This window comes from Flavobacterium sp. ASV13 (genome assembly GCF_000745775.1).
Lineage (GTDB): Bacteria > Bacteroidota > Bacteroidia > Flavobacteriales > Flavobacteriaceae > Flavobacterium.
The window spans coordinates 593,932-617,827 of sequence record NZ_JQJY01000001.1 but is presented as its reverse complement, the minus strand read 5'-3'; the positions used below and the strand labels follow the sequence as shown (position 1 = coordinate 617,827).

At 34.6% G+C, this 23,896-nt stretch carries 27 protein-coding genes; 17 read left to right on the top strand and 10 right to left on the bottom strand.

Annotated features, from left to right (window positions below):
• Nucleotides 1–22: 22 nt before the first annotated feature.
• Nucleotides 23–1,018 (bottom strand): L-glyceraldehyde 3-phosphate reductase, encoded by a 996-nt coding sequence (mgrA, locus tag GQ47_RS02670; RefSeq protein WP_035644472.1) that lies wholly within the window; start codon nucleotides 1,016–1,018, stop codon nucleotides 23–25.
• 85 nt (nucleotides 1,019–1,103) lie between these two features.
• Nucleotides 1,104–1,544 (bottom strand): GlcG/HbpS family heme-binding protein, encoded by a 441-nt coding sequence (locus GQ47_RS02665; protein WP_051951319.1) that lies wholly within the window; start codon nucleotides 1,542–1,544, stop codon nucleotides 1,104–1,106.
• Between the two features lie 152 nt (nucleotides 1,545–1,696).
• Between GQ47_RS02665 and GQ47_RS02660 the strand changes: the two genes are divergently transcribed.
• The gene (locus GQ47_RS02660) at nucleotides 1,697–2,290 is read left to right on the top strand and encodes a Crp/Fnr family transcriptional regulator (RefSeq protein ID WP_035644469.1); all 594 of its coding nucleotides are present in this window, start codon (nucleotides 1,697–1,699) and stop codon (nucleotides 2,288–2,290) included.
• Nucleotides 2,291–2,294: 4 nt separating this feature from the next.
• On the opposite strand, the gene GQ47_RS02655 is transcribed toward GQ47_RS02660, so the two are convergent.
• Nucleotides 2,295–2,642: a winged helix-turn-helix transcriptional regulator gene (locus tag GQ47_RS02655; protein WP_035645145.1), complete on the bottom strand. Its 348-nt coding sequence runs from the start codon at nucleotides 2,640–2,642 to the stop codon at nucleotides 2,295–2,297.
• Nucleotides 2,643–2,788: 146 nt separating this feature from the next.
• Here GQ47_RS02655 and GQ47_RS02650 point away from each other — a divergent pair, with 146 nt between their 5' ends.
• From GQ47_RS02650 to GQ47_RS02640, 3 genes are all read left to right on the top strand, one after another.
• Nucleotides 2,789–3,280, top strand: a complete 492-nt coding sequence (locus tag GQ47_RS02650) for a GNAT family N-acetyltransferase (RefSeq protein WP_035644467.1) — start codon at nucleotides 2,789–2,791, stop codon at nucleotides 3,278–3,280.
• Nucleotides 3,281–3,282: 2 nt separating this feature from the next.
• Nucleotides 3,283–3,768 (top strand): MarR family winged helix-turn-helix transcriptional regulator, encoded by a 486-nt coding sequence (locus tag GQ47_RS02645; RefSeq protein WP_035644463.1) that lies wholly within the window; start codon nucleotides 3,283–3,285, stop codon nucleotides 3,766–3,768.
• 272 nt (nucleotides 3,769–4,040) lie between these two features.
• A complete protein-coding gene (locus tag GQ47_RS02640; RefSeq protein WP_035644461.1) occupies nucleotides 4,041–5,009 on the top strand; it encodes a hydrogen peroxide-inducible genes activator in 969 nt (322 codons plus the stop codon).
• A gap of 141 nt (nucleotides 5,010–5,150) precedes the next feature.
• Here GQ47_RS02640 and GQ47_RS02635 read toward each other — a convergent pair whose 3' ends face one another.
• From GQ47_RS02635 to GQ47_RS02615, 5 genes are all read right to left on the bottom strand, one after another.
• Entirely contained in the window at nucleotides 5,151–5,921 is a 771-nt protein-coding gene (locus GQ47_RS02635; protein ID WP_035644460.1) for an alpha/beta hydrolase, read from the bottom strand.
• 51 nt (nucleotides 5,922–5,972) lie between these two features.
• Nucleotides 5,973–6,389, bottom strand: coding sequence for an OsmC family protein (locus GQ47_RS02630; protein ID WP_026729627.1), 417 nt, complete (start codon nucleotides 6,387–6,389; stop codon nucleotides 5,973–5,975).
• Between the two features lie 406 nt (nucleotides 6,390–6,795).
• The gene (locus tag GQ47_RS02625; RefSeq protein WP_035644458.1) at nucleotides 6,796–7,248 is read right to left on the bottom strand and encodes a hypothetical protein; all 453 of its coding nucleotides are present in this window, start codon (nucleotides 7,246–7,248) and stop codon (nucleotides 6,796–6,798) included.
• Nucleotides 7,245–8,582 (bottom strand): DUF3289 family protein, encoded by a 1,338-nt coding sequence (locus GQ47_RS02620; protein ID WP_035644455.1) that lies wholly within the window; start codon nucleotides 8,580–8,582, stop codon nucleotides 7,245–7,247. The genes GQ47_RS02625 and GQ47_RS02620 overlap by 4 nt, the downstream gene beginning before the upstream one ends.
• A gap of 3 nt (nucleotides 8,583–8,585) precedes the next feature.
• The gene (locus GQ47_RS02615; RefSeq protein WP_035644453.1) at nucleotides 8,586–10,388 is read right to left on the bottom strand and encodes a type VI secretion system Vgr family protein; all 1,803 of its coding nucleotides are present in this window, start codon (nucleotides 10,386–10,388) and stop codon (nucleotides 8,586–8,588) included.
• A 356-nt stretch (nucleotides 10,389–10,744) separates the two neighbouring features.
• On the opposite strand from GQ47_RS02615, the gene GQ47_RS02610 reads away from it, so the two are divergent.
• The 8 genes from GQ47_RS02610 (at nucleotide 10,745) to GQ47_RS02570 (ending at nucleotide 18,432) form a co-directional block, all read left to right on the top strand.
• A complete protein-coding gene (locus tag GQ47_RS02610) occupies nucleotides 10,745–11,488 on the top strand; it encodes an SDR family oxidoreductase (protein WP_035644452.1) in 744 nt (247 codons plus the stop codon).
• A 347-nt stretch (nucleotides 11,489–11,835) separates the two neighbouring features.
• Nucleotides 11,836–13,143 carry an epoxide hydrolase family protein gene (locus GQ47_RS02605; RefSeq protein ID WP_035644449.1) on the top strand — a complete coding sequence of 436 codons (1,308 nt, stop codon included), beginning with the start codon at nucleotides 11,836–11,838 and terminating at the stop codon, nucleotides 13,141–13,143.
• 34 nt (nucleotides 13,144–13,177) lie between these two features.
• Nucleotides 13,178–13,591 (top strand): cupin domain-containing protein, encoded by a 414-nt coding sequence (locus GQ47_RS02600; RefSeq protein ID WP_035644446.1) that lies wholly within the window; start codon nucleotides 13,178–13,180, stop codon nucleotides 13,589–13,591.
• Between the two features lie 343 nt (nucleotides 13,592–13,934).
• The gene (locus GQ47_RS02590; protein WP_152560982.1) at nucleotides 13,935–14,945 is read left to right on the top strand and encodes an alpha/beta fold hydrolase; all 1,011 of its coding nucleotides are present in this window, start codon (nucleotides 13,935–13,937) and stop codon (nucleotides 14,943–14,945) included.
• An 80-nt stretch (nucleotides 14,946–15,025) separates the two neighbouring features.
• Entirely contained in the window at nucleotides 15,026–15,436 is a 411-nt protein-coding gene (locus GQ47_RS02585) for an organic hydroperoxide resistance protein (RefSeq protein WP_152560981.1), read from the top strand.
• A 93-nt stretch (nucleotides 15,437–15,529) separates the two neighbouring features.
• Nucleotides 15,530–16,291, top strand: a complete 762-nt coding sequence (locus GQ47_RS02580; protein ID WP_035644438.1) for a DUF1223 domain-containing protein — start codon at nucleotides 15,530–15,532, stop codon at nucleotides 16,289–16,291.
• Between the two features lie 376 nt (nucleotides 16,292–16,667).
• Nucleotides 16,668–17,684 carry a sensor histidine kinase gene (locus GQ47_RS02575; protein WP_035644435.1) on the top strand — a complete coding sequence of 339 codons (1,017 nt, stop codon included), beginning with the start codon at nucleotides 16,668–16,670 and terminating at the stop codon, nucleotides 17,682–17,684.
• Nucleotides 17,665–18,432 (top strand): LytR/AlgR family response regulator transcription factor, encoded by a 768-nt coding sequence (locus GQ47_RS02570; protein ID WP_035644433.1) that lies wholly within the window; start codon nucleotides 17,665–17,667, stop codon nucleotides 18,430–18,432. The genes GQ47_RS02575 and GQ47_RS02570 overlap by 20 nt, the downstream gene beginning before the upstream one ends.
• Before the next feature lie 196 nt (nucleotides 18,433–18,628).
• On the opposite strand, the gene GQ47_RS02565 is transcribed toward GQ47_RS02570, so the two are convergent.
• Both GQ47_RS02565 and GQ47_RS02560 read right to left on the bottom strand, forming a co-directional pair.
• Nucleotides 18,629–20,218: an ABC-F family ATP-binding cassette domain-containing protein gene (locus GQ47_RS02565; protein ID WP_035644430.1), complete on the bottom strand. Its 1,590-nt coding sequence runs from the start codon at nucleotides 20,216–20,218 to the stop codon at nucleotides 18,629–18,631.
• A 209-nt stretch (nucleotides 20,219–20,427) separates the two neighbouring features.
• Entirely contained in the window at nucleotides 20,428–20,826 is a 399-nt protein-coding gene (locus GQ47_RS02560; RefSeq protein WP_035644427.1) for a DoxX family protein, read from the bottom strand.
• 163 nt (nucleotides 20,827–20,989) lie between these two features.
• Here GQ47_RS02560 and GQ47_RS02555 point away from each other — a divergent pair, with 163 nt between their 5' ends.
• The 5 genes from GQ47_RS02555 (at nucleotide 20,990) to GQ47_RS02535 (ending at nucleotide 23,885) form a co-directional block, all read left to right on the top strand.
• Nucleotides 20,990–21,562 carry a Crp/Fnr family transcriptional regulator gene (locus GQ47_RS02555; protein WP_035644425.1) on the top strand — a complete coding sequence of 191 codons (573 nt, stop codon included), beginning with the start codon at nucleotides 20,990–20,992 and terminating at the stop codon, nucleotides 21,560–21,562.
• A gap of 353 nt (nucleotides 21,563–21,915) precedes the next feature.
• Nucleotides 21,916–22,470 carry a YceI family protein gene (locus GQ47_RS02550; RefSeq protein WP_035644422.1) on the top strand — a complete coding sequence of 185 codons (555 nt, stop codon included), beginning with the start codon at nucleotides 21,916–21,918 and terminating at the stop codon, nucleotides 22,468–22,470.
• A 4-nt stretch (nucleotides 22,471–22,474) separates the two neighbouring features.
• Entirely contained in the window at nucleotides 22,475–22,693 is a 219-nt protein-coding gene (locus tag GQ47_RS02545) for a tautomerase family protein (RefSeq protein WP_026729644.1), read from the top strand.
• 5 nt (nucleotides 22,694–22,698) lie between these two features.
• Complete coding sequence (locus GQ47_RS02540) at nucleotides 22,699–23,430, top strand: SDR family NAD(P)-dependent oxidoreductase (protein WP_035644419.1); 732 nt, start codon at nucleotides 22,699–22,701, stop codon at nucleotides 23,428–23,430.
• A 5-nt stretch (nucleotides 23,431–23,435) separates the two neighbouring features.
• On the top strand, nucleotides 23,436–23,885 hold the full coding sequence (locus GQ47_RS02535; RefSeq protein WP_035644417.1) for a nuclear transport factor 2 family protein: 450 nt from the start codon (nucleotides 23,436–23,438) through the stop codon (nucleotides 23,883–23,885).
• Nucleotides 23,886–23,896: the final 11 nt, after the last annotated feature.

The window sequence follows — 23,896 nt, the reverse complement described above, 5'->3', positions numbered from 1 at the left end:
ATTGAGGTTTTTGGTTTAGATATTAGCTTAAAATCTGATCGATAGTCTGCAGTTCATATTCTGAAAATGAAGTATTTTGAAGACAGCCTAAAGAATCCATTACTTGTTCTGGTTTGCTTGCGCCAATAATTACCGACGAGATTCGTTTGTCTTTCAAAACCCACGCCAATGCCATTTGTGCTAAACTCTGACCACGTTCTTCTGCCATTTTATTTAATCGACGAACTTTGGCAATATTTTCTTCGGTAATGGCATCTTTTTCCATTGCACCATTCCCGCGATTTGCATTAGCTCTTGAATTTTCCGGAATTCCGTTTAAATATTTATTGGTCAAAAGTCCTTGTGCAAGAGGAGAAAAAGCGATTCCGCCAATTCCGTTTATTTCTAAAACATCCAAAAGTCCATCTTCAACAGAACGCTCAAACATAGAATATTTCGGTTGATGAATTACACAAGGCGTTCCTAAATTCTTCAATATAGCATAAGCTTTTTCGGTTTCAGCCGGACTATAACTCGAAACTCCAACGTATAAAGCTTTTCCTTGGCGAACAATCAAATCCAGAGCTGCCATCGTTTCTTCCATTGGTGTATTTGGATCTGGCCTGTGATGATAAAAAATATCAACATAGTCAAGTCCCATTCGTTTTAAACTTTGATCTAAACTTGCTACTAAATGTTTTTTTGAACCAAAATCACCGTAAGGCCCATCCCACATTGGCCATCCGGCTTTTGTTGAGATCAAAAGTTCATCTCGATATTCTTTGAAATCTTGTTTGAATATTTCGCCAAAAGTACTTTCCGCAGAACCCGCCGGCGGACCATAATTATTGGCAAGGTCAAAGTGTGTGATACCATTATTAAAAGCAGTATGCAGAATTTCGCGTGCATTATCAACGTCGTCAATTCCGCCAAAGTTGTGCCACAATCCTAGCGAAAGAGCTGGCAAAAGTAATCCGCTGTTTCCGCAACGACGGTATTGCATTTTTTGATAACGGTTTGAATCTGGGATATAGGTCATTTTTTTTTAATTATGAATTATGAATTATGAATTATGAATTATGAATTATGAATTATGAATTATGAATTATTTTTAAGCTTAAAGTCTATAGCTGTTCAAAAGCTTTTTCAGCAATTTCTAAATCGGTTGTGCCTCTAAAACCGCTGAAACCAACTGATAATTTTGTTCCATTGCTTAACGTTATTGGTTGTCCGCCTTGCCAGCCAATTAAATCCGGAGCTTCGATTCCGTTTGCGTTTTCATCTACAATTCCGTTGAAAACCATTTTCTCATATTCTCCTGTTTTTACACCGGTTAGCCAAACCTGACTTGCTTTTGTCCAGGCAATTTTATAAGATTGTCTTTGACGCGCTTTATCATTTCCGTACATTTTGCCGTGTACACTTCCATTTTCATCAATGATGCAAACCGCTACATTTCCATTTGAAATCTGTCGATCTTCTTCTATTTGAAGGTATTGCGGAATCAGTTTTTCAATTTCGGCGAAAGCCAGAGCAATTTGAGCTTTTATAGTTTGTTCGTTCATTTTTTTAGGTTATAGCAAATAATTTTTTCAAAATTGCAGTAATAAATTATTTCATTTCTTAAACTAGATCAAGAAATAATAATAAATAAAACCTCTTATATTTACTTTTTGTTTGTAAATGAAGTTATTGCCAATTCCTAAAAAGAGATAAAATGTTTCAGAAAATTCACGATTACCTTTCCAGATCTGCGCGTCTTTCTAAAGAAGAAGTAAAAATCTTTGAAAAAAGTCTTGAATTCAGAATGGTTCCAAAGAAAACGATTCTGCTCAAAGCTGGAGAAATCTGCAATTTTGAAGCTTATATCAATAAAGGATGCATCCGCGAATATTTTATTGACCGAAACGGACAAGAATTAACGCTACAGTTTGCCATCGAAGACTGGTGGGTGAGCGATATTACGAGTTTTGAAGACCAAGTGCCGAGCGACATGTATATTGAAACTTTGGAAGATTGTGAACTTTTGGTCCTGACCAGACAATCTAAAGAAAACCTAATCAACGAAGTGCCTCATTTAGAAAGAATGTTTCGTTTGATGATTCAGCGACATTTATCAAAACTGCAAAAACGACTTTTTAAAACCGTTTCTTCAACGGCAATGGAACAATATGTCGAATTTATTACGCGATATCCAACTATTTCACAGCGCGTTTCTCAGCAATATATTGCATCATATGTCGGAATTACTCCTGAATTTTTAAGCCGATTACGAACAAAACACTTAAAAAGCGGAAAAGCTCAGGAATAGCGACTTAGCTTTTTTTAGCTTCTCTATTTTTAATATGATTTCGATGCGAAATTCCCCATTTGATCATTTCAGAAATTATAGGTCCGAAAGACTGACAATATGATGTCGATTCATAAAGAATCGGAATTATAGCATCTGGATCTTCAGTTCTTTTGACTAAATTATTCAGTTCCATGTCTTTTAATTCTTTCGATAACATTCGGGCTGTGATTCCGGGAATACTTTCTTTGATGTCTTTAAAACGACTATTTCCGTTGCATATCGAATTGATGATAGGAAGTTTCCATTTTCCGCCCAAAACATACAAAGTGTCCTGAAGCGCCTGAAATTCTTCTTTTTGATTTCTTGCCATATTTTTATTATGTGAAATTAAATTTTGTTGTGTCTTTACAGCAAATTTCCAGACAAACAAAAGTATAAAAGAAATCATAAAAATGAATAAATATTTTTATTTATGTATTTAACTACGTAGTTTTGTATAATAAAATTTTAAAACAAATGAAACCAGTAATAATTCCAATAGAAAACAAGTTTGAAAATGCTATTGCCGACTTAATATTAAACATTCAGATTAATGAATTCAATGTTCCGATTACGAGAGAAGATCAGCCGGATTTATTCAATATTCAGAACTTTTATTATGCTGGAGGCGGTGGTTTTTGGGGCGCTTTTATTAATGATGAATTAGTTGGAACGATAGCTTTAGTTAAATTTGACAATCATGCGGCCGCAATTCGAAAGATGTTTGTAAAAAAGGAATTCCGCGGAAAAGAGTTTTCGATTGCACAAAAATTGCTTGAGACTTTAATAGAATATTGTAAAGAAACCGGAATCGATGATTTATATTTGGGAACCGTTGCGATTTTAGAAGCCGCATTGCGATTTTATGAAAAGAATGATTTTGTGCGAATTGAAAAAAAATCGCTTCCAGAAAAATTTCCGTTAATGAAACCCGATACTATTTTCTGTCATTTAACTTTAAAGAAATAAAGATGAATATTATAGACGAATCAGGAATTTTAGCCATTTCGACACGATTGCAGCGCTTGAGCGAGCAATTGCGAAAAGATGGCGCATTGGTTTATAAATCATACGGAATTGATTTTGAACCGAAATGGTTTCCAGTAATTTACACCTTATATTATAAAGATACTTTAAGCGTTGTGGAGATTGCCAATGAAATTGGATACACACATCCGTCAACGATAAGTTTGTTGAAAGAACTGGAAAAACAAAAACTGATTCGCTCCAAAAAAGACAAAATCGACGAACGAAAAAGACTAATTCAGCTGACCGCAAAAGGGCAGGAGCTAATTGAACAAATGAAACCCGTTTGGGAAGTCATGAAAAGCGCTTTAACCGAAATTACAACCAACCAAAATAATCTGTTAAGAGCAATTGAAGAAGCCGAAAATAAAATTTTGCATCAGAGTTTTTTGCAGCGGGCTTTGCAGTTGAAGAGTGAAGGAGAGGAGTAAAAATAAAAAGCGATCTTAATTAAGATCGCTTTCCTTTTTTATAATTGGCGTAGAATAAATTGATATTCAGGATATGTGATAAAGTTCGATATGCTCCAAAAACTACTCCATTCTCATTTACCACATACCTAAAAATCGTTTCTATTATGTACGATAAAGTGTATGTTTTGGTTTTGGATTTTTGATGTTTTTGCAAAACTTTAACATCTGCTAAATTTTGGTTTATAAATGAAATTGATATTTATGTATCTTTATAAAATAAAATTATAAAGATGACCATTCAGCAATTAAAATATATTGTCGCTTTAGACGAAGAACGTCATTTTGCGAGAGCCGCCGAAGTTTGCATGGTAACACAACCCGGACTTACGATTCAGCTAAAAAATCTCGAAGAAGAAATTGGAATCAAGATTTTTGACCGAAATAAAGTGCCGCTCACGCCTACCGTTTTAGGAATTGAGATAATCAATAAAGCCAAAAAGATTCTTCGTGAAGTAGATGAAATTCGGGATTTTGTGATAAACGAAAAAAATCTATTGGAAGGAGAAATAAAACTTGGCATAATTTCGACTTTATCGCCTTATCTGATTCCGTTGTTTATTCAGGCCATGAAAGAAGCAGCGCCAAAAGTGCATTTCATTATCAAAGAAGCTTACACCGGAGTGTTAATGAAAGAGTTAGAAACCGGTGCGATTGATGTTGCTATTATGGCGACGCCAACGGGAAATCCAAATTTGATAGAACATGTTATTTTTGAAGAACCTTTTGTTGCTTATTTGAATCAGGCCCATCCGATGGCGAATGAAGAGTTTTATGAAATGCAACCCGGCGATAAAACCGAATTATTGCTGCTGCATCATGAATATTGCTACAACGCACAACTTCTGGATATCTGCGGATTAAAAACGTCGGATAAAATAAAAGAACAATTCACGTACGATATCAATTCGATTGAAACCTTAAAAAATCTGGTTCGGGCGCATTTAGGATTTGCGATTATTCCAAAACTTTCGACATTGAATGAATCGGTTGGACTTTTCAAACCTTTTAAAGAGCCAGTTCCGGTAAGAGAAATAAGTTTAGTAGTTTCCGATTCGTTTTCAAAAAAGTTAATACTCGAAAAAATGAACGAAGCGATCTGGAATTGTCTTCCTGAATCGCTCAAAAAAGATTTCAGTTATAAAAAAATACGCTGGAACGATTCGCCTTATTTTATAAAGGCAGTTAGTAAGTTTATGTAATGGTGAAATTCCAAAATAAAAATTCCAAATTCCAATTTTGTTAAGACTTGGAATTTGGAATTTTATGTTTTTATCATTTCGACCGAAGGGAGAAATGACAAGCTTATATTGAATTGATAATTAACAATTAATAATTAACAATTATTTTTTAGATGCTTCAATAATCACATTCGCAACTTTCTCAGGTTGAGAAATAAATACCACGTGGCTTCCTTTTATTTCAGTGATTTTAGTGTTAGAACGTTTGTACATTGCACGTTCGATATCAGGGTTGATACTTTTATCTTCAGTTGCAACGATTCCGTAAGAAGGTTTAGTTCTCCATGCTGCTTTAGTAATTGGGGTTCCAAAACCTTGAGCGTGAAATGCACCTTGCGAAGCAAACATAAATTCAGCATCTTCTTTGCTTAAATCACCAGCAAAACCAGCGTGGAATTTAGCTTTGTCATAGTAAGCAATACCTTTGTCATCTGGAGCCAAAACACCATTTTCAGGAGCTGGAGGCGCAGTTTGTAACCATTTAATAGAGTTTTCTCCGTTATCAGGTTGTAAAGCAGCAACATAAACTAGAGCAGCAACTTTTGGGTGATTTCCAGCTTCTGTAATTACAGTTCCGCCCCAAGAATGTCCGACTAAAACTGTTGGTCCGTCTTGTTTGTCCAGAGCTAAATTTGTTGCTCTTACATCATCTTCCAAAGAACTTAACGGATTTTGAACGATCGTTACATTATACCCTTTTTTAGTCAAAACCTGATACAAACCTTTCCATCCAGAACCGTCTGCAAAAGCACCGTGAACTAATACTACATTTTTAATTTTAGGAGCAGTTTGAGCGTTTACGTTTGCTGTTGTAAATACTAAACTAAAGATTATTACTGCGAATGCTAAAAAGCTTTTAAATATTGTTTTCATTTTATTTAGATTTTAAAATTGATATTGATTTTTGATATTGTTATTAAAGAATTAATTTAAAGTAACAGCCAAAGTAATTTCAGTATTTAGCAATTTAGAAATTGGACAAATTTCTTTTGCTTTTTGAGCTGTTTTCTGAAAATCTTCTTCAGAGATTCCAGGAACTTTTCCAGTAAGTTCTAAAGCAATTAAAGTAATAGTTCCGTCTTCGAAAGTTACTTTAGCTACTGTATCTAAATCTTCTGGAACAAAACCAGCTTCAGATAATAAAAAGCTTAATTGCATGGTAAAACAGCCAGAATGTGCCGCAGCGATTAATTCTTCAGGATTAGTTCCAACACCTTGTTCGAAACGAGTTTTAAAAGATAATTGTGCATTATCTAAAGTTGTGCTTTGTGTACTAATGGTTCCTTTTCCTTCCATTCCTGTACCTTTCCAGTTTGCATTTGCTCTTCTTGTAAATTTCATGATTTCTATTTTTTAAAGTTATTTTTTAAGATGATCAAATCATTTCTTTGATTTTGATGAAGCAAAGGTATAGGGAAGGTGTTTATTAATCAAATTAATAATTTTTTGTTGTTATAAAATTTATTTATAATTATTGAATTTGAAGAGGTTGGGGGATAAAAATAAAAATAGCGCAAACTCTAAGGAGGTGCGCTATTAGGACGATTGATTTAATACAATTTAAAGTTTTTTATGAGAATAATGATAATGTTATTTATAATAAAAAAAACGCTCACTAGTACGTGAATTTATTTTTCTAAATCAGGAGAATATAGATCAAGATGCTTATATTAAGCAAATTGAAGTTTAGAATGACGCTTATTTTTTTGTTTTTTATTTATTTAATTATTCTTTAGAATGCTGAATATTACTTTATTAAAAGAGTATCTTTTCTAACCATTTTTTGATTATCATCATTGTCAAATAGAATACGAGTATAACTTTTTTTATAATCATCGATTTTCCAATAATTTATTTTTGCAATTAAATTCCCTCGATATTTACCAATTGTTCCAAAATCTGGGTCTTTGTCCATTATCTCGTTTAGATCATCTTTATAATTTTCAAATATTGATTTTTTATAAAAAAATACAATTAGATTTTTATTCTTATATTTTTGAAGAGGGTATTTGTTTTTTACAAAATTTTCTAATTTATTTAATAAATCTTCCTCTGAAAAATTTTTATAGTTCGATATTTCATAGTACTGAAATTGCCACCCTTCAAAATTAAATTTTTTATCAATAGGCTCTATAGATAAATTTTTATTATTGCAAGAAATAAAAAAGAATATGAGCATAAGAGTTATGTGTTTTTTCATAATATTCCTTTTAGTTCTCCTACAATATCTATTTTTGTAATGAATGGTTTATAATTTCTAAAATGTTGTAAAACAAACCAAGCATAAAAAATATCTTGATCATATTTATGAATATCAGGAAAATCTAACCCAAAATGATCGTAATAAATATACTCAAGACCCATCTCAAAATGGTTCCCGTTTACTTTATATCGCGTAATGTAAATCTGATATGTCCATACATCGTTTATTGCTATTCTTAAACCGCTTGTATTATCATCAAAAATAGGGCTTTTTACATTTTTATCTTTTAAAGATTGGAATAATTTACCATTTGATTCATCTATAATTTCTAAATTTTCAATACTTTTATTTTCTGTTAAATATTCATTAATTACTTCTTTTACTTTTGAAATAAAATTTATAGAATTTTCATGGTTTATGACAGCTTTAGTCAAAATTTTATTGGAATATTCTCCGCCTGAATTAGACCTAATTTTATCTACCATATCCCGAACTACAACTTTAATATCCCCAGAGGCATAAATCCACATTTTATCTTTAAAAATTTCAAATAATTTAGAGTTATCTTTTTTACAGAATTCCCTAACATTCCTCATGCGGTTTTCTGCTAAATATTTTGCTCTAAAATGCGAAGATTCTACAGGATTTCCTTTTTTAATTAATTTGTTATATTCTTCAGTATAAAGTTCATTGTATAATTTACTAAAACCTATTTCATCTTCACTATAATCTCCGTACAACATATCCAAGGATGTTTCATTTGTGCTTAAAATATTACCATTAGCATCTCTAATTGCTCTCTTACCTTTTCGTCGGGTACCTTGCAAAATCAGCATTGGAAAATTAATTTTCCTCAAACTCAATTCAACAGAAACTGTATCATCAGGCTTTTGATAAAAAGCATAAATTCTTGCTTTCTCAAAATCATGATTAATTTTAAAAGCAATAGTTATTCTTCCATCTTTTAATTTGTTTAAGGAAGCTACGCCACCAATAATTTCTTTTTGTTTTTCATTAAGTTTTATAGCCCATTTTAATAATGCAATTTCAGTTATAGTGGGTTTTCGGGTTGGAGTCGCTTTAAATGAATAAGATTTGCCTAGTTCAATTTTATCAACCAGTTTGTCGTTTCCATCAAACGGACCTTCAACTTTTGTTATTCGTATATCAGTAGGAGGTTGCCTATCCTGATGATCCAAGTAATTTATACCCGTATCACTGTTTTGAATAAACCTTTTATTGGTTTGATTTATAATATTCGCTGCGTCATTTCTAATAGTGCCGGATGCATTCTCATAAATATTTTTGGCAATAATTGTTATTTTTCCCATAGATTATGAGTTTATAGAATTTTCACCTGAGTGATTATTAATATTTCCTTTGCTATTCTGAATATGATTTTCTTCTGAAAAAGACTGTATTTTCCCAGAAGCATTTCTAGAAATGTCTTTCGCATCTGTTGAATAGTTATCACTGGCGAGTTTTGTTATATTCTTTGCCGTTAAAAGATAATCTTCATTTGCGCTTTGTACCATATTTGCTCCAGCTTTGCTTGTGTGATTTTCTCCTGCACTTTCTAAAATGTTTGTTCCCGCTGTAGTCATAATACTCTCAGAAGCATTGATGATTAAATTTTTGCAGTTAAGCGTCAAAGTTTCAGGTACAGTCAAGGTCGTACTTTTAGTTTCTTCATTCATGTGCAATTCATTACCACTTGGGTCTGAAAGCCAGATGCCAACTTTTTCTATGAATTTAAATAATTGGCCAAAAAGAAGTTTCCAACCTTTAATTCTGTTTTTGGAATCATAAAAATCTGATTTTGCTTGTCCGTTATAATGCGCTCCCATAACATAAGGACACTGAGCATTTCCTCCTTCAAAGCCAACCAAAACTTCCTCACCAATTTCTGGAATAAAATAAAATCCTTTTCCGCCTCCTGTATGAGGCTGAATCATTCTAATCCATTTGCTTGACGTACTTCCTGATGACCAGTAGAATTCAACTCTAACGCGTCCGAGTCCTTCAGGATCATTGTTGTCTTTTATTTTTGCCGGTTGGGTTTCTGCTCTGGCAAAAACTTTTGTGTCTGTATAATGCGGAGCGGAGACATCGTCTGGAATTGCTTTGAATTCGCAGGTGTAGTTTCCGTGTACTTCTGAGTGGTGTGTCGCTTCTATACAAACCAGATGGCGTTCTGTATTTTCGTCTATGATTGTAAACATTTGTCCTAGTCCCAACGGAAAATAAGATATTCCGCTGTAATATACACTGTTGGCATCGCTTGCTGCTGTTTGCAGTGCAACCATTTCTTCCAACTCGTCTTTGCTCTGTGCATTGTTGGTATAGGCTCCGATAGTCAGATCAGGCTGGGCAACGGTTCCTTGATTAAACCCAATATTTGATGCTAAACCGTCTTTACTTCCTGATGTGGTTCTGGCTGATGAATTTCGGATATTGGCTGCAATGCTGTAATCGTAGCCTGCCAGCGAAATTTTATGCGCACTCATATTGGTCTGTATGGTAAAGTCATGAAGTGATGCTCCGTTGATGAGTTTTATCTTTGTGTTTTTGATTTGTCCGAACTGCATGCGCATTCCGTCAAAATAAAACCACTGGCCGTAACGCTGCGCCAATCTTTTGAGAAAATTGAAATTGGATTCGTTGTACTGTGCCATATAACTGAATTCCTTCAAATAAGTCGACCTGATTGCATCTCTCTGATAAAACTCCGTTGGGCCTTCAGACAAAAGATCCAACACAATATCATCCATTCCTCTTTCCAAATAGGTTCTGCATTTTGGCATACCGTCAATCACAATACTGTGGCTTGTACCGTTCACGTGAAGTCCGACCGGGCTTCCGTTCCTGTCTATCGAAGTCAGTCCGGTTATGATGCCTTTGCTCATCAGTTTGATTCCTGTCAGGCTTTTGAAAGTAAAAATAACTTCGTTCCCATTGTAGCTTTTCATTGCCTTGTCCTGCTCTGCAGCAGGTATGACTGCTTTTGCGTTATATTTCCAGACAAATGAAAAGTAATGATGATCTGCCATTTTTTGCGACAGCTTCAAATCATAATAAATAATGTTTTGAGTAAAGCCTCCAATAGTAATGTGAACCTGGTCTGAGAAATGTGCCATAAATTTTTGGTGATTGGTTAAGTAATAAAAGAATTTTGGTTTTTCCGTTGAAAGTGGGTTATGCCAAGTATGTGAAGTTATACTTGTAATTTTTGATAAATTGCCTTTATAAGGTTTAAAAACAATAGAATAAGGTTTGTTTTAAAACTGCTTCTTATAAAAGCGAATTCCCTAGCCCTGATGGAAGCGGCATCCTTTTGTGCCGGGGTTCACCACAAAAGATATAGCGTACAGAAGGAAACAGCTCCTAATTCATCATCAAAAAAACATAAAGCCAGTATACTCAATGATACCACCAAAAAAACAACCTAATTTCCAATCTAACTTTGTCCCATTAATTTAAAAACATAAAAACAATGGACAATTTAAAAGATAAAGTAGCGGTAATTACAGGCGGAAACAGCGGTATAGGTTACGCAACAGCAAAACAATTAAAAGAGCAAGGCGCACAGGTTATTATCACCGGAAGACGAAAAGAAGCAATTGAAAAAGCTGCGCAGGAATTAGGCGTTACAGCAATTACCGCAGATCAAGCAAATGTTTCAGATATTGAGAATCTGGTTGCTAAAATGAAAGCAGATTTCGGCACGGTTGATATTCTTTTTATCAATGCCGGAATTGCGGGTCTGGGAACTATCGAACAAACTTCTGAGGAATTGTATGATAGTATTATGAATGTTAATTTGCGAGGCGCTTATTTTACTTTAAGCAAATTTATTCCGGTTTTAAAAGACGGTGCTTCAGTGGTATTTCTTTCTTCGAATACTGCGAGTATGCCGGGGCCGGGATCTTCGGTTTATTCGGCGAGTAAAACGGCTTTGAATTCGGTTATGAAATCGGCTGCGTTGGAATTAGCGCCACGAAAAATAAGAGTGAATTCCGTTAGTCCGGGTCCAACAGAAACAGAAGTAATGAAAAAAGTCGGTTTAGACGAAACCACCGTAAAAGGTATTATGGATGTCGTAATAGAAAAAGTACCACTTAAAGAAATGGGCAAAGCGGAAGATGTTGCTAAAATGGTTTCCTATTTAACCAGCGACGCAGCAAAATTCATCACCGGCGCTGATTTCATTATGGATGGGGGAATGGTGCTTGCTTAAAAGTTATGAATTATGAATTATGAGTTATGAGTTGATTTTTAACCGCAAAGCGCGCTAAGGTTTACGCAAAGGTCGCAAAGTTATGATACACATAGCTTTGCGATTTTTGCGTTTTTTTAAGCCAGATGAGTTAAAAATCTTTGCTCCCGATAGCTATCGGGATTGCGGTTAAATCACCAGCATGCAAAAACTCATAACTCATAATTCAAAACTCCTAACTCAAAGACTGTCCATTTCACCTCCAACTTCGTCCGTTTGGACTGTTTTCTGATTTCGTAAGAAGGGTTATCGAAATACTTTTGACGAAGAAATTAACTGATAACTCATAATTTAAAAATCAAAAAAAAATGAAAACACTTCAAAAAAACAGACACAGTTTTATAAACGCAATTGCAACCGGCGCTTTTATGTTGGCAGCTTCCGTTTCTTTTGCTCAAAATAAAGACAAACAATCTCCATCAGATGCTAGTTTAATTCGTCCGTATCACATCAGCATTTCACAGGAAGCGATTACAGATCTTCGCAATCGTGTAAATGCTACCAGATGGCCGGAAAAAGAAACAGTAACAGATCAAGCACAGGGAGTAAAATTAGATCAGATTCAGAACTTGGTTAAATATTGGGGAACCGATTACGACTGGCACAAAACAGAAGACAAATTAAATGCACTTCCTCAATTTGTAACCAACATCGATGGACTGGATATTCAATTCATCCATATCAAATCAAAACAAAAAAATGCTTTACCGTTGATCATTACTCACGGATGGCCGGGTTCATTTTTTGAACTTTTAAAAGTAATTGGACCATTGACAGATCCAACTGCTTATGGTGGAAAAGCGGAAGATGCTTTTGATTTGGTTATTCCTTCAATGCCGGGTTACGGTTTTTCTGAAAAACCAAAAGGAACAGGTTGGGGGCCAGAAAAAATTGGAAACGCCTGGGATGTTTTAATGAAACGATTAGGTTACAAACATTATGTTTCGCAAGGTGGTGACTGGGGTTCAGTAATTGCTGATGCTATGGCGCGCCAAGCTCCGGAAGGTTTATTAGGAATTCACGTAAACATGCCGGCTACAGTTCCTGCAGATATTGCCAAAGCTTTAAAAAATGGTGATTCAGCTCCCGCAGGATTATCGGTTAAGGAAAAAGCGGCGTTTAATTCGCTTAACAAATTGTATACAAAAGGTGGTGGTTATGCCGGAATGATGGTAACGCGTCCGCAGACTTTGGGTTATGGATTGACGGATTCTCCGGTTGGTTTGGCTTCGTTTTTCCTAGACAAATTTAACGATTGGACCTACAGCGGAGGAAATGCCGAAAAATCGCTTACAAAAGACGAAATGCTGGATGATATTTCATTGTATTGGCTGACAAATACCGCTAATTCTTCAGCACAATTGTATTGGGAAAATAACAACAATAATTTCAATGCTTTGGAACAAAAAACAGCCGATATTAAAATTCCGGTTGCGATTACAGTTTTTCCTGGAGAGATTTATCAGGCACCAAAAAGCTGGGCTGAAAAAGCATATAAAAACCTGTCTTACTACAATGAAGTAAGCAAAGGCGGACATTTCGCATCATGGGAAGAACCACAAATCTTTACAGTTGAACTTCGTGACGCTTTTAGAGGATTAAGAGGAAAACACTAATGCTAAAAATTAACTAATCACTAAATAAAAAGTTATGGAAACTAAAAAACAAAAAACCTGGGTAATAATCGCGATCATCATTTTAGGAATAATAGCCTTTTTGATTCCGAATCAAATTGCAGCTCAAAACGGAATAAAACGCACCGATTTACAAAAACATGATTTAAGCGTTCCGGGACGTGAAGCGGTTCAGGCCAGAATAGATTTTGAAGCACATTCGGCTTTTGGGAAACATTTTCATCCGGGCGAAGAGATTATTTACGTACTCGAAGGTTCATTAGAATATGAGGTTGAAGGTCAGGCGCCAGTTACACTAAAAGCTGGAGAAGTTCTTTTTATCCCGGCAGGCGTTGTGCATTCAGCAAGAAATAATACAAATGCAAAAGCTTCAGAATTGGCAACTTATGTTGTAGAAAAAGGAAAACCTGTTTTGGTTTTGAAGAAATAGTTTAAGGTTTCAAGTTTCAAGTTTCAAGTTTCAAGTTTCAGGTTGAAATGCGGATGGTTTAACCGCAAAGAACGCTAAGGCATACGCAAAGGGCGCAAAATTTTGTTCAACATCTAGCTTTGCGTTCTTTGCGCTTTTACAAAGCCTTACGAGCCAAAAAAACTTTGCGTGCTTTGCGGTTAAATCACCAGCATTCAATAACTCATAACTCATAACTAAAAGCCTGTCCATTTCACCCCAAACTTTGTCCACTTCACCTTTTTTCTCCTTTTAAAACGAGGATTGTCAAGATACCTTTGACGAAGAAATTAACTGATAATCAACTAATCAAAAAAATAAAATTATGAAAACGCTATTAAAAATTACAAACAACATTTTTGCAAAATCAATCTTAATTGTCATTCTTTTCATGAATGTGAATGTAACGAATGCACAAGCTCCAAAACAAACAATTGAAGCAAACAGTTCACTTGGAACTTTAAAACAAATCAACGCTGGGTTATTAAACGTAGGTTATACTGAAGCAGGTCCATCAAACGGAACTCCAGTAATTTTACTTCACGGCTGGCCTTATGATATTCACAGTTATAACGAAGTCGTTCCGATTTTGGTTGCAAAAGGATATCGCGTTTTTACGCCTTATTTAAGAGGTTTCGGAACAACAACCTTTCTTTCAAAAGATACGTTCAGAAATGGACAGCAAGCGGCCTTAGCGAGTGATATTATTGCTTTTATGGATGCGCTTAAAATAGACAAAGCCGTAATTGGCGGTTTTGATTGGGGAGCGAGAACAGCAGTTGTAGTTTCGGCACTTTGGCCAGAACGCGTAAAAGGTTTAGTATCAGTAAGCGGTTATTTAGTTGTAAATTTAGAAGCAAATTTAAAACCGCTTCCTCCAACAGCTGAATTAGGATGGTGGTATCAATATTACTTCGCAACCGAAAGAGGAAAACAAGGTTATACTCAAAACACGTATGATTTCAATAAATTAATCTGGAAAATCGCTTCTCCGTTATGGAATTTCGATAAAGCAACTTACGATCAAACAGCGCAATCTTTTGATAATCCAGATCATGTGGCGATTGTGATTCACAATTACAGATGGAGACAATCTCTTGAAGCAGGAGAATCAAAATATGACAATCTTGAAAAACGTCTGGCTTCAAAACCTGTAATTAAAGTTCCAACAATTACAATTGGAAGCGATTTTGATGGCGCTTTCGCGGATGGAAAAGCGTATGCCAACAAATTCACAGGAAAATACGAGCACAGAATTTTAAAAGGAATCGGACATAACGTGCCACAAGAAGACCCGAAATCATTTGCTCAAGCAATAATTGATGTCTCAAAATAAGAGTAAATCATTCACACAATTAAAATTTCAAAACAACAGAATTAACAATTAATAATTAACAATTTACAATTAAAAAAGTCATGGAAACAAAAGTTTTATACACAGGAAAAACACACACAACAGGTGGTAGAGAAGGAGCTTCTCAAAGTTCAGATGAACAATTGAATATCAAATTAAGTTCGCCGGGATCTTCACGTCCGGGGACAAATCCAGAACAATTATTTGCTGCCGGCTGGTCGGCTTGTTTTATTGGAGCTTTAGGAATCGCAGCTTCAAAACAAGGGATTAAACTTCCGGCAGAAACTGCTGTAGATGCTGAGGTTGATTTATGTGTAACGGAAGGCGAATATTCTTTACAGGCAAGATTAAATATCAGTTTGCCAGGTTTGGATGTGGAGACTTCTAAAGCATTAGCAGCTCAGGCGCATCAAACTTGTCCTTATTCAAAAGCGACAAGAGGAAACATTAATGTTGAGCTTAATATTCTTTAAAAAGTTATAAGTTATGAATTAGGAGTTATGAGTTGTTTTCGAAACTAACTTTTAACTCCTAACTGATAACGTCTAACCCTTAACTTTACAATCATGAAAAAGATAAAAATAATAAGCGCTTTTATAATGCTGTTTTTCTTAATCGGGAATAGTATTTTCAGCCAAAATAATAAAGACAAAAAAGGTTTTGCTTTTTTAGAATTATACACTTCTGAAGGCTGTTCAAGTTGCCCGCCAGCAGATGAATTGATGGGGAAAATCCAGAATCAATACAAAGACAGTAATGTTTATGTTTTGTCGTATCATGTTGATTATTGGGACAAACAAGGCTGGAAAGATGTTTTTAGCAATGCAGCAAACACAAAACGACAATATGATTACGCTAAATTCATGGAAAAAGAGCCTATTTATACGCCACAGCTTATTATCAACGGCAAAATAGATTATATCGGTTCTCAGGAAACGGCGGTTCAAAACGGAATTCGGACAGCGCTTCTAAAACCTGCTGCAACCGAAATAACTTTGGAAGCAAGCCAGCAGGAAAACAAACTGAATTTAAATTATAGCATAAATAAGATTTCAAAAAACAATCGTTTGTATGTCGCTGTAATTCAAAAAGCAGCTAAAAGCAATGTGAAAAGAGGAGAGAATGCCAATCATGTTTTGTCGCATTTTCAAATTGTCAGAAGTCTGAATGGTTTTCCTTTGACTGGAAATCAAAAAGGGAATGTTTCCTTGTCTTTGCCAAAAGGTTTTAATTCTAAAGATTTTGAAATTATCGGCTTCGTTCAGGACATGAATTCGGGAATTATTTTAGGTGCAAACAGAGCAGTTTTTACACAAAATTTATTGTAAAATAGAGGAGGGTTTAAGATGGTTTTTGCTGTAAAGTAGAAATGTTTTTTAAGAAGATAGTTGAATTATTCTGTCAACTGAAAAACTTCTATTTTGAGCAAAATTAGTCTGGAAAATAGCTTGTTTTTAGCTCTGACGAAATGTCAGTATGTATCTTTGTTTAGATGTTAAACTATTGAAAACCAGTTTTTTTAATTTTTTGATATAAAGTAAAAGATTAATATTGATGTTTGCTGAAATAGAGATGAAGCTTAATTTTAAATTCTTTGTTTTTTGCTATAAATACCCTGTTATTTTATCGTTATCTTTGGCAAAGTATATCGAACTTGAAACCTGTCCCGATAGCAATCGGGATGAAACTTGAAACAAAAAATATATGGAAAAAGTAAAACGCTTTCAGGTTTCCCAACGTGTCATTTGGGGAAGTTCTATAGCACTTGCAATTCTTGCTTCAATACCCAAATTGTTCGACATGGTTTCGACGCCTGGAGATTTAGTAATCAACTCTTCGATTACCTTGTTGTTTTCTCTTTTTATTTGGTATTATAATATTTACAGCTTACCAAAATTTTCGGCACAACGTACTAATAAAAGCTTGTTTAACTGGAAATTATTGTTGAGTGTTGTATTGGGGATTTTGCTTATGGTTGTACTGGTAATCGCACATCAGGAGCTTTTTCAAGTCTCAAAAATGGATGCGCCTATCATGTTTGAACTGCGTGGCGTTTTGATTAATTTGATTGTGTATATGTTTTTGCATTTGCTTTTTCAGAATTATCAGACGCAACAAATTGGAGTCGAACTTGAACGAACCAAAGCCTTAAATCTTGGTGCGCAATACGAACTTTTGAAGCAGCAAGTGAATCCACACTTTTTATTCAATAGTTTGAATACGTTAAAATCAATGGTGGATATGCAGGATCCGCAGAGCTCTGATTTTATTTTGAAATTATCTGATTTTTACCGTTTTACGCTAGATAGCCGAAAGCTTGACTTGATATCACTGAAAGAAGAAATTCAGATTTTGGATTCATATATTTATTTGCTTAAAGCACGTTTCGAAGACGGATTTGAAGTGATAAATGAGATTGATCAAAAACAATATGATTGTGCCATTCCGCCTTTTTCATTGCAGTTGCTGATTGAAAATTGTATCAAGCATAATGTAGTTTCTTTGGATAAACCACTGCGAATTAAATTGTATACCGAAAATGATTTCTTAGTAATTGAAAATCCAATTCAATTGAAAAGAGGCGCTTTGTCAACAGGCGTTGGGCTGGATAATATTAATCAGCGTTTTATGCATTTGGTTCACAAGGAAATCGAAATTGATAAAAACGACACGACTTTTAAAGTAAAAATACCGCTTATTTATGAATATCATAATAATTGAAGATGAAGTAAAAACGGCCAAAGCACTTGGTCAGCTTATTTTGAGTATCAGACCTGATGCCCAGATTTTATCGTACATTCAGAGTATTGATGGCGCGGTGAGTTATCTTATGGAAAACGATCAGCCTGATCTTATTTTTATGGATATTCAGCTGGCAGACGGACTTTGTTTTGAGATTTTTAAAAACGTTGAGGTTTTGTCTCCGGTGATATTCTGTACGGCTTTCGATGATTATGCGATTGAAGCTTTTAAATCAAACGGAATTGATTATGTTTTGAAGCCTTTCTCTAGAGACAGTATTTCGCAAGCGATTAAAAAAGCGGGCGAATTGAAGAATTTCTTTCAAAGAAATAAAAAAATGATGCCGGATTTCGATTATCTTTTAACGAGAACAGGCGAAAATACAGGTAAAAGCAGTTTTTTGGTTTTTAAAAACAATAAATATCAAACGATTCAGACAGAGAATATTGCGTTTTTCTACATCAAAAATGAAACGCCAACGATTATGACTTTTGATAAAAATGAATATCAAATCACGCAGTCGTTAGATGAGGTTCATAAGTTGTTGTCGCCAATTCAATTCTTCAGAATGAACAGACAATATTTAGTGAATTTTTCGGCAATAAGAGAAGCGGAGCATTATTTTTCGCGCAAGCTGATAATCAAACTTACTATTCCGACAGAGGAAAAATTATTAGTTGGAAAAGAGAAAGCGACGGCTTTTTTGAGCTGGCTGGAAAACCGTTGATAATTGTGAAATGTAAATAATTTAACCGCAAAGCACGCTAAGATTTTTACATTCAAGACTTAGTATAACCGCAAAGCACGCAATGCTATGTGTAAAAAACTTTGCGAACTTTGCGTAAACCTTTGCGTCCTTTGCGGTTAAATTATTTTTCTTTCAGTATGAATTATATTTTAAGTTTTTGTTTATATAAATATTTCTAAATTAAATAAATACAGCTGTTTACGTTTGTTTCTTTTAAGAATATTTCATCGTGTGAAACCACAATCAGCGTACCTTGATATTCATTTAAAGCAGCAGTCAGAATTTCGATATTTTGTAAATCTAGATTGTTTGTTGGTTCATCTAAAATGATTAAATCGGGGGCTTGATTTGTGATTGTCAAACCGCAAAGCATTAAACGCATTCTTTCTCCTCCGCTTAAAAACTGGCAAGGTTTGTCCCAATCTGATTTGCCGAAAAGAAAACGGTTCAGCCTCATTTTTATATCGTGTTCTTCTAAACCCGACGTATTGCTTTGCTGTGCCTGTTCATAAACCATTAACGTGTTATTAATTAAAGAATAATCCTGGTCAATATAAACGCTTTTGCATTCTGCAATTTTCAGATTTCCTGATTTTGGCTGTAATTCTTTTAAAATTAATTTAATCAGCGTTGTTTTTCCAGAACCGTTATTTCCTTTTAAAGCAATTCTTTCGCCCGAAAGAATCTGAAAATCCAAATCGGTTTTCCAAATCTTTTCTTCGTTGTAACTATAATTCAGCGATTCGGCGGTTACGAGCACTTTTCCTTTGTGTAAACGTGAATTATTAAGTCCGAATTTCATTTTATCCAAACTCGAAACATTTTCACGCAGTTCACGTAATTCTTGTGAAATACCGCCAATTTTCTCTTCGTGAACGCTTTTGGTTTTCGATGTACTGTTTTCGGCCTTATTCTTTAGCGTATTCATCATAATGCGGGCAACTCCGGCTTTTTCTTGTTTCTTTTTGCCTTTTGCATCAGATTTTTGTTGTCTTTCGATCGTTTCTCGCTGTTTTTCCTTGGCTTTTTGAAGTGCTTTTTCTTTCGAATGAATATCAAGTGCTAAAGCATTCTTTTCGATATTCTTTTGCTCCAAATAAAAATCATAATTACCACCGTAAGTTTTGATTCCGTTTGATTTTAATTCACAGGTTGTATCGAGCAAATTCAGCAGTTTTCGATCGTGGCTTACAATAAGCATCGTTGAAGTTGAGGTTTTTATGAATTGATATAATAAATTTCTTCCCTCAACATCAAGATGATTGCTGGGTTCGTCCAATAAAATAAGTTTGGGTTGATGAATAACAATTCCGGCAAGAAATACTTTTGTTTTCTGGCCTCCGCTTAAAAGTTCCATTTTCTGATTTAAATCTAAACCGTTTAGTTTCCAGTAATTTAAAGCTTCGTTGCAACGATCTTCAATTGTCCAATCGTCGTTGAGAAGGTTTAAATTGGTTTCGCTTACATTTCCCTCAAGAATTTCGCGGAAAGCAGTAAGTTTTTGATTTATTTTTAAAGCCTCGGCGATCGTTAAATGATTGTATTGTCCAAAGATTTGTGGAATATAATACGGTTCGGTCTCAATTTCGATTGTTCCGCTTGACGGAAATAATTCTTTTGCTATAATTTTAAGCAAAGTTGATTTTCCAGAACCGTTGTGTCCTGTTAAGGCTATTTTATTGCCTGTATTTACTGTTAAACTGATTGAGTGGAACAGCAATTCTGTATTAGAATGTGTATATGAAATGTTTTGCAGAATGATCATAATCTCTTTCTTAAGCATTAATAAATCAGCAAAAACCAAGTCTGGCTTGCTGTCTCTATATCTGAAAGAAATTATTTATTCACATGTACGGAAGTAGTTTATTTTAAAGTGCAAAGATAATAAATGTTTTAAAAACTCATAACAAAACAAAAAGCGTCTGAGAAGTTCTTAGACGCTTTTATATTTTTTGGTCTTAAAAAACCTTAAAATTAGCCTACAATCGCATTTTTAGAATAATTAGCTGAATATAATTCTCTAAACATGGCATAAGTTACACTTACCATAGCAAAAGCAATAATAGCATCGATTGTAGCAGGAAAACCCAATACGGCTATTTTTGAAAAAAAAGCAAAAATGATGTCAAAGAAAATTCCGGCAAAGACCCATTCTTTCAATCGTAATAATTTATTCGGAATCAATAATGTGATTACTCCTGCGATTTTAAATACTCCAAGAATGTAAATAAAATGCGCTGGATAACCCAATTGTTGTGTAATTTCCCAAACTAATTTGTTGGTTGTAAGTTCGAAATATCCGCTGGCACCAAACCATAAAGAAGTTAAAATAATTCCTGTCCAATAAATAATTTTTGTCGTTTTTGTGTTCATGATTTTAATTTTTAAGTTGTTAAACAGGACAAAATTGCGTCAGATGCAACAGAAAACATATGAGTTTTTTGGTGAAACGGACAAATTGATTTCTGAAATAGACAATCCGAAAGTTCATCTGATTTCATAACTTTACAGAATACTTTAAAACCGAAATTTAATAATGGAAACCAAAGCCATTTTGCAACAACATATCGCCAAAACTGCTTTATTGACAGAAGAAGAATTCGATTATTTCTATTCTCATTTTAAGCCATTGTCTTTTAAAAAAGGCCAAACCATTATTAGCGCCGGAGATAAAGTAAACTGCGAATATTTTGTGATTTCCGGTTGCTTGAAAGCATTTTTTATAAACGATGAAATCAAAATGTACATATTACAGTTTGCAATGCCAACCTGGTGGACATCTGATTACAGCGCTTTATACAATCAAACAGAAGCAACCATAAACGTTGATTGCATTACTGATGCTGAAGTGCTTTGCCTGTCAAACGAAGACCGTGAAAAACTCTGTAAAGAATATCACCAAGTAGAACATTTTTTCCGTTGGAGAACGAACAAAGGATATATCGCCTCTCAAAAAAGGCTTTTATCGTTTATGAATAATAATGTCAAAGCACGTTACGAAGAGCTTTTGGCATTATATCCTCAATTATATAATCTTGTACCAAAGCATTTAATAGCCGCATATTTAGGAGTTTCCAGAGAAACACTGAGCAGGCTTTATAATTCGTAGGATTTATGGACCACAGATTTTACGGATGAAACGGATTAAAATAGTTTGTTTCATGCAGATTTTGTAAATTATGTAGCTACTAATTAATCTCGCAAAACAGCAAATATATTGGCTCTCGCAGATTTTGCAGATTGAGCGGATTATTTTTTCAATCTTTTTTATCTGCCAAATCTGCCAAATCTGCCAAATCTGCGAGAGACCAAAATAAGCATTCTGTAAAAAAACCTTAGAGCCTTAGAATCTTAGCCCCTTAGAACCTCAAAAAAAAAGAATGTGATGTAGGTCACGTAACCCATTTCCATAGTCGTCGTTCCTTTGTACTGTAATTTTAAATACACTTAAATACAATCACAATGGAAACAACAAATTATAAAATCGTAAGCTCAAACAGCAACGTAGAATGGACCGGAAGAAAAGTAACCGGAGCACATAATGGTACAATTGGTATCAAAGAAGGTAATTTCATCTTACAAGATGGAAAAGTAAAAGGCGGGAAAGTTGTAATTGACACCGCTTCTATTAAAATTCTGGACGTAACAGATCCGGCGACAAACACACAATTTGCAGGTCATCTTGCCTCAGATGATTTTTTCTCAATCGAAAAATTTCCAACAGCAACTTTTGATGTTCTTTCTGTAAAAGAATTATCAGACACTACTTTTTATCTTGAAGGCAATCTTACCATAAAAGATATTACACACGTTGCAGGTTTTGAAGCAACGTTAGAAAACAATCGAAATGCAATCGCTCTTAAAGGGAAAATGATTATTGATCGTACTAAATATGATATCAAATTCCGCTCAGGAAATTTCTTTGTTGATTTAGGCGATACATTAATCTACAATGACTTTGATCTTGATTTTAATATCACTGCCGAAGCCATTTTTTCAGAACAATCTAAAAACTAAAGCCATGCCTTACGTAAAATTAGAATTGACTCGCGAGGGCGTAACACGCGAGCAAAAACAGCAATTAATAAGCGGAATAACCAATTTGATTACCGAGGTTTTAAATAAAGATCCGCATTTGACTCACGTTGTAATTCAGGAAGTTGAATTAGACGATTGGGGTTACGCAGGAGAACAAGTATCAGTATTAAGAGAAAAAGGCATCACAGCCGATAAAAAATAAACATCATGAAAAAACAAACGATAATCGTTACCGGAGCAGCATCTGGTATTGGAAAAGGAATCGCAAAATACTTTTTGGACAGAGGAGATAATGTTGTCATCAATTCGGTAACACCAGCGTCATTAGAAAATGCCTTTAATGAATTTGGCGGAGGCGATAATTTGGCAATGTATGCCGGAGATATCAGCAACAAACAAACAGGGGAACAATTAGTAAAAATTGCAATCGAAAAATTCGGTTCAGTAGATGTTTTGGTTAACAATGCCGGAATCTTTGACAGCAAACCCTTTTTGGAAGTTGATGAAGCTTATTTAGATAAATTTTTGACAACCAACTTAAAAGGAACGTATTTCACTACTCAGGCCGTGGTTCCTCAAATGTTGGAACAAAAAGGTGGTGTTGTAATTAATATCGGAACACCACTTGTAAATCACGGTTTAGGCGGATGGCCAGCTTCAGCGCCTATCGCAAGTAAAGGAGCTATTCACGCTATTACAGTTCAATTAGCGGCGGAATTTGGAAAACAAAACATTCGTTTCAATACAGTTGCTCCGGGAGTAATCAGAACGCCAATGCATGGTGATAATGCTGATGCGGCCGCTGGTTTACACTTACTGAATCGAGTTGGAGAAATTGACGATGTTGCCGAAATGGTGTACACTGTTGCCAAAAGTAATTTTATTACCGGCGCCATTATCAATGTTGACGGTGGAAAAGCAGCAGGGCACAACTTATAATTAACATGAAAACTATTTTATTAACTGCTTTTATGCTCTGGAGTTTTCAGGGCATAAAAGCTCAAAATATGATTAAAATGGAAAATCAGGCAGAAATTGCAGCGATAAGAGATGCAGTTGAAAACTATTATTTTAAAGGAATTTACGAAGGCGATGTATTGCTTTTGGGAAGTATTTTTTATCCGGGAAGTTTTGTTTTTGGAGATGTAAAAGGTCAGCCGTATTTTAAAACTGTTGATCTTTATTTGGATGGCGTAAAAAACAGACAAAGCCCAAAAGATTCAGGAAAACCATTTAAAGGTGAAATTTTGAATATAAAAGTCGTAAATTCAATCGCTGTTGCAGAACTAAATGTAAAAATGTACGATTTTAATTATCGTGATTTTTTATCTTTCCATAAGATCAACGGAAAATGGCTTATTGTCAACAAAATGCTGACCGATTTAAGCGAATAATTTTAAATTTT

Excerpts from the sequence above, each read along its gene's own strand:
- GQ47_RS02590 (WP_152560982.1), top strand. The coding sequence starts at position 13,935 with ATGAAAACGCTATTAAAAATTACAAACAACATTTTTGCAAAATCAATC.
- GQ47_RS02605 (WP_035644449.1), top strand. The coding sequence starts at position 11,836 with ATGAAAACACTTCAAAAAAACAGACACAGTTTTATAAACGCAATTGCA.
- GQ47_RS02600 (WP_035644446.1), top strand. The coding sequence starts at position 13,178 with ATGGAAACTAAAAAACAAAAAACCTGGGTAATAATCGCGATCATCATT.
- GQ47_RS02630 (WP_026729627.1), bottom strand. The coding sequence starts at position 6,389 with ATGAAATTTACAAGAAGAGCAAATGCAAACTGGAAAGGTACAGGAATG.
- GQ47_RS02580 (WP_035644438.1), top strand. The coding sequence starts at position 15,530 with ATGAAAAAGATAAAAATAATAAGCGCTTTTATAATGCTGTTTTTCTTA.
- GQ47_RS02545 (WP_026729644.1), top strand. The coding sequence starts at position 22,475 with ATGCCTTACGTAAAATTAGAATTGACTCGCGAGGGCGTAACACGCGAG.
- GQ47_RS02560 (WP_035644427.1), bottom strand. The coding sequence starts at position 20,826 with ATGAACACAAAAACGACAAAAATTATTTATTGGACAGGAATTATTTTA.
- GQ47_RS02535 (WP_035644417.1), top strand. The coding sequence starts at position 23,436 with ATGAAAACTATTTTATTAACTGCTTTTATGCTCTGGAGTTTTCAGGGC.
- GQ47_RS02615 (WP_035644453.1), bottom strand. The coding sequence starts at position 10,388 with ATGGCACATTTCTCAGACCAGGTTCACATTACTATTGGAGGCTTTACT.
- GQ47_RS02585 (WP_152560981.1), top strand. The coding sequence starts at position 15,026 with ATGGAAACAAAAGTTTTATACACAGGAAAAACACACACAACAGGTGGT.
- GQ47_RS02575 (WP_035644435.1), top strand. The coding sequence starts at position 16,668 with ATGGAAAAAGTAAAACGCTTTCAGGTTTCCCAACGTGTCATTTGGGGA.
- GQ47_RS02650 (WP_035644467.1), top strand. The coding sequence starts at position 2,789 with ATGAAACCAGTAATAATTCCAATAGAAAACAAGTTTGAAAATGCTATT.
- GQ47_RS02625 (WP_035644458.1), bottom strand. The coding sequence starts at position 7,248 with ATGAAAAAACACATAACTCTTATGCTCATATTCTTTTTTATTTCTTGC.
- GQ47_RS02610 (WP_035644452.1), top strand. The coding sequence starts at position 10,745 with ATGGACAATTTAAAAGATAAAGTAGCGGTAATTACAGGCGGAAACAGC.
- GQ47_RS02660 (WP_035644469.1), top strand. The coding sequence starts at position 1,697 with ATGTTTCAGAAAATTCACGATTACCTTTCCAGATCTGCGCGTCTTTCT.
- GQ47_RS02655 (WP_035645145.1), bottom strand. The coding sequence starts at position 2,642 with ATGGCAAGAAATCAAAAAGAAGAATTTCAGGCGCTTCAGGACACTTTG.
- GQ47_RS02640 (WP_035644461.1), top strand. The coding sequence starts at position 4,041 with ATGACCATTCAGCAATTAAAATATATTGTCGCTTTAGACGAAGAACGT.
- GQ47_RS02645 (WP_035644463.1), top strand. The coding sequence starts at position 3,283 with ATGAATATTATAGACGAATCAGGAATTTTAGCCATTTCGACACGATTG.
- GQ47_RS02620 (WP_035644455.1), bottom strand. The coding sequence starts at position 8,582 with ATGGGAAAAATAACAATTATTGCCAAAAATATTTATGAGAATGCATCC.
- GQ47_RS02540 (WP_035644419.1), top strand. The coding sequence starts at position 22,699 with ATGAAAAAACAAACGATAATCGTTACCGGAGCAGCATCTGGTATTGGA.
- GQ47_RS02555 (WP_035644425.1), top strand. The coding sequence starts at position 20,990 with ATGGAAACCAAAGCCATTTTGCAACAACATATCGCCAAAACTGCTTTA.
- GQ47_RS02665 (WP_051951319.1), bottom strand. The coding sequence starts at position 1,544 with ATGAACGAACAAACTATAAAAGCTCAAATTGCTCTGGCTTTCGCCGAA.
- GQ47_RS02570 (WP_035644433.1), top strand. The coding sequence starts at position 17,665 with ATGAATATCATAATAATTGAAGATGAAGTAAAAACGGCCAAAGCACTT.
- GQ47_RS02565 (WP_035644430.1), bottom strand. The coding sequence starts at position 20,218 with ATGATCATTCTGCAAAACATTTCATATACACATTCTAATACAGAATTG.
- mgrA (WP_035644472.1), bottom strand. The coding sequence starts at position 1,018 with ATGACCTATATCCCAGATTCAAACCGTTATCAAAAAATGCAATACCGT.
- GQ47_RS02550 (WP_035644422.1), top strand. The coding sequence starts at position 21,916 with ATGGAAACAACAAATTATAAAATCGTAAGCTCAAACAGCAACGTAGAA.
- GQ47_RS02635 (WP_035644460.1), bottom strand. The coding sequence starts at position 5,921 with ATGAAAACAATATTTAAAAGCTTTTTAGCATTCGCAGTAATAATCTTT.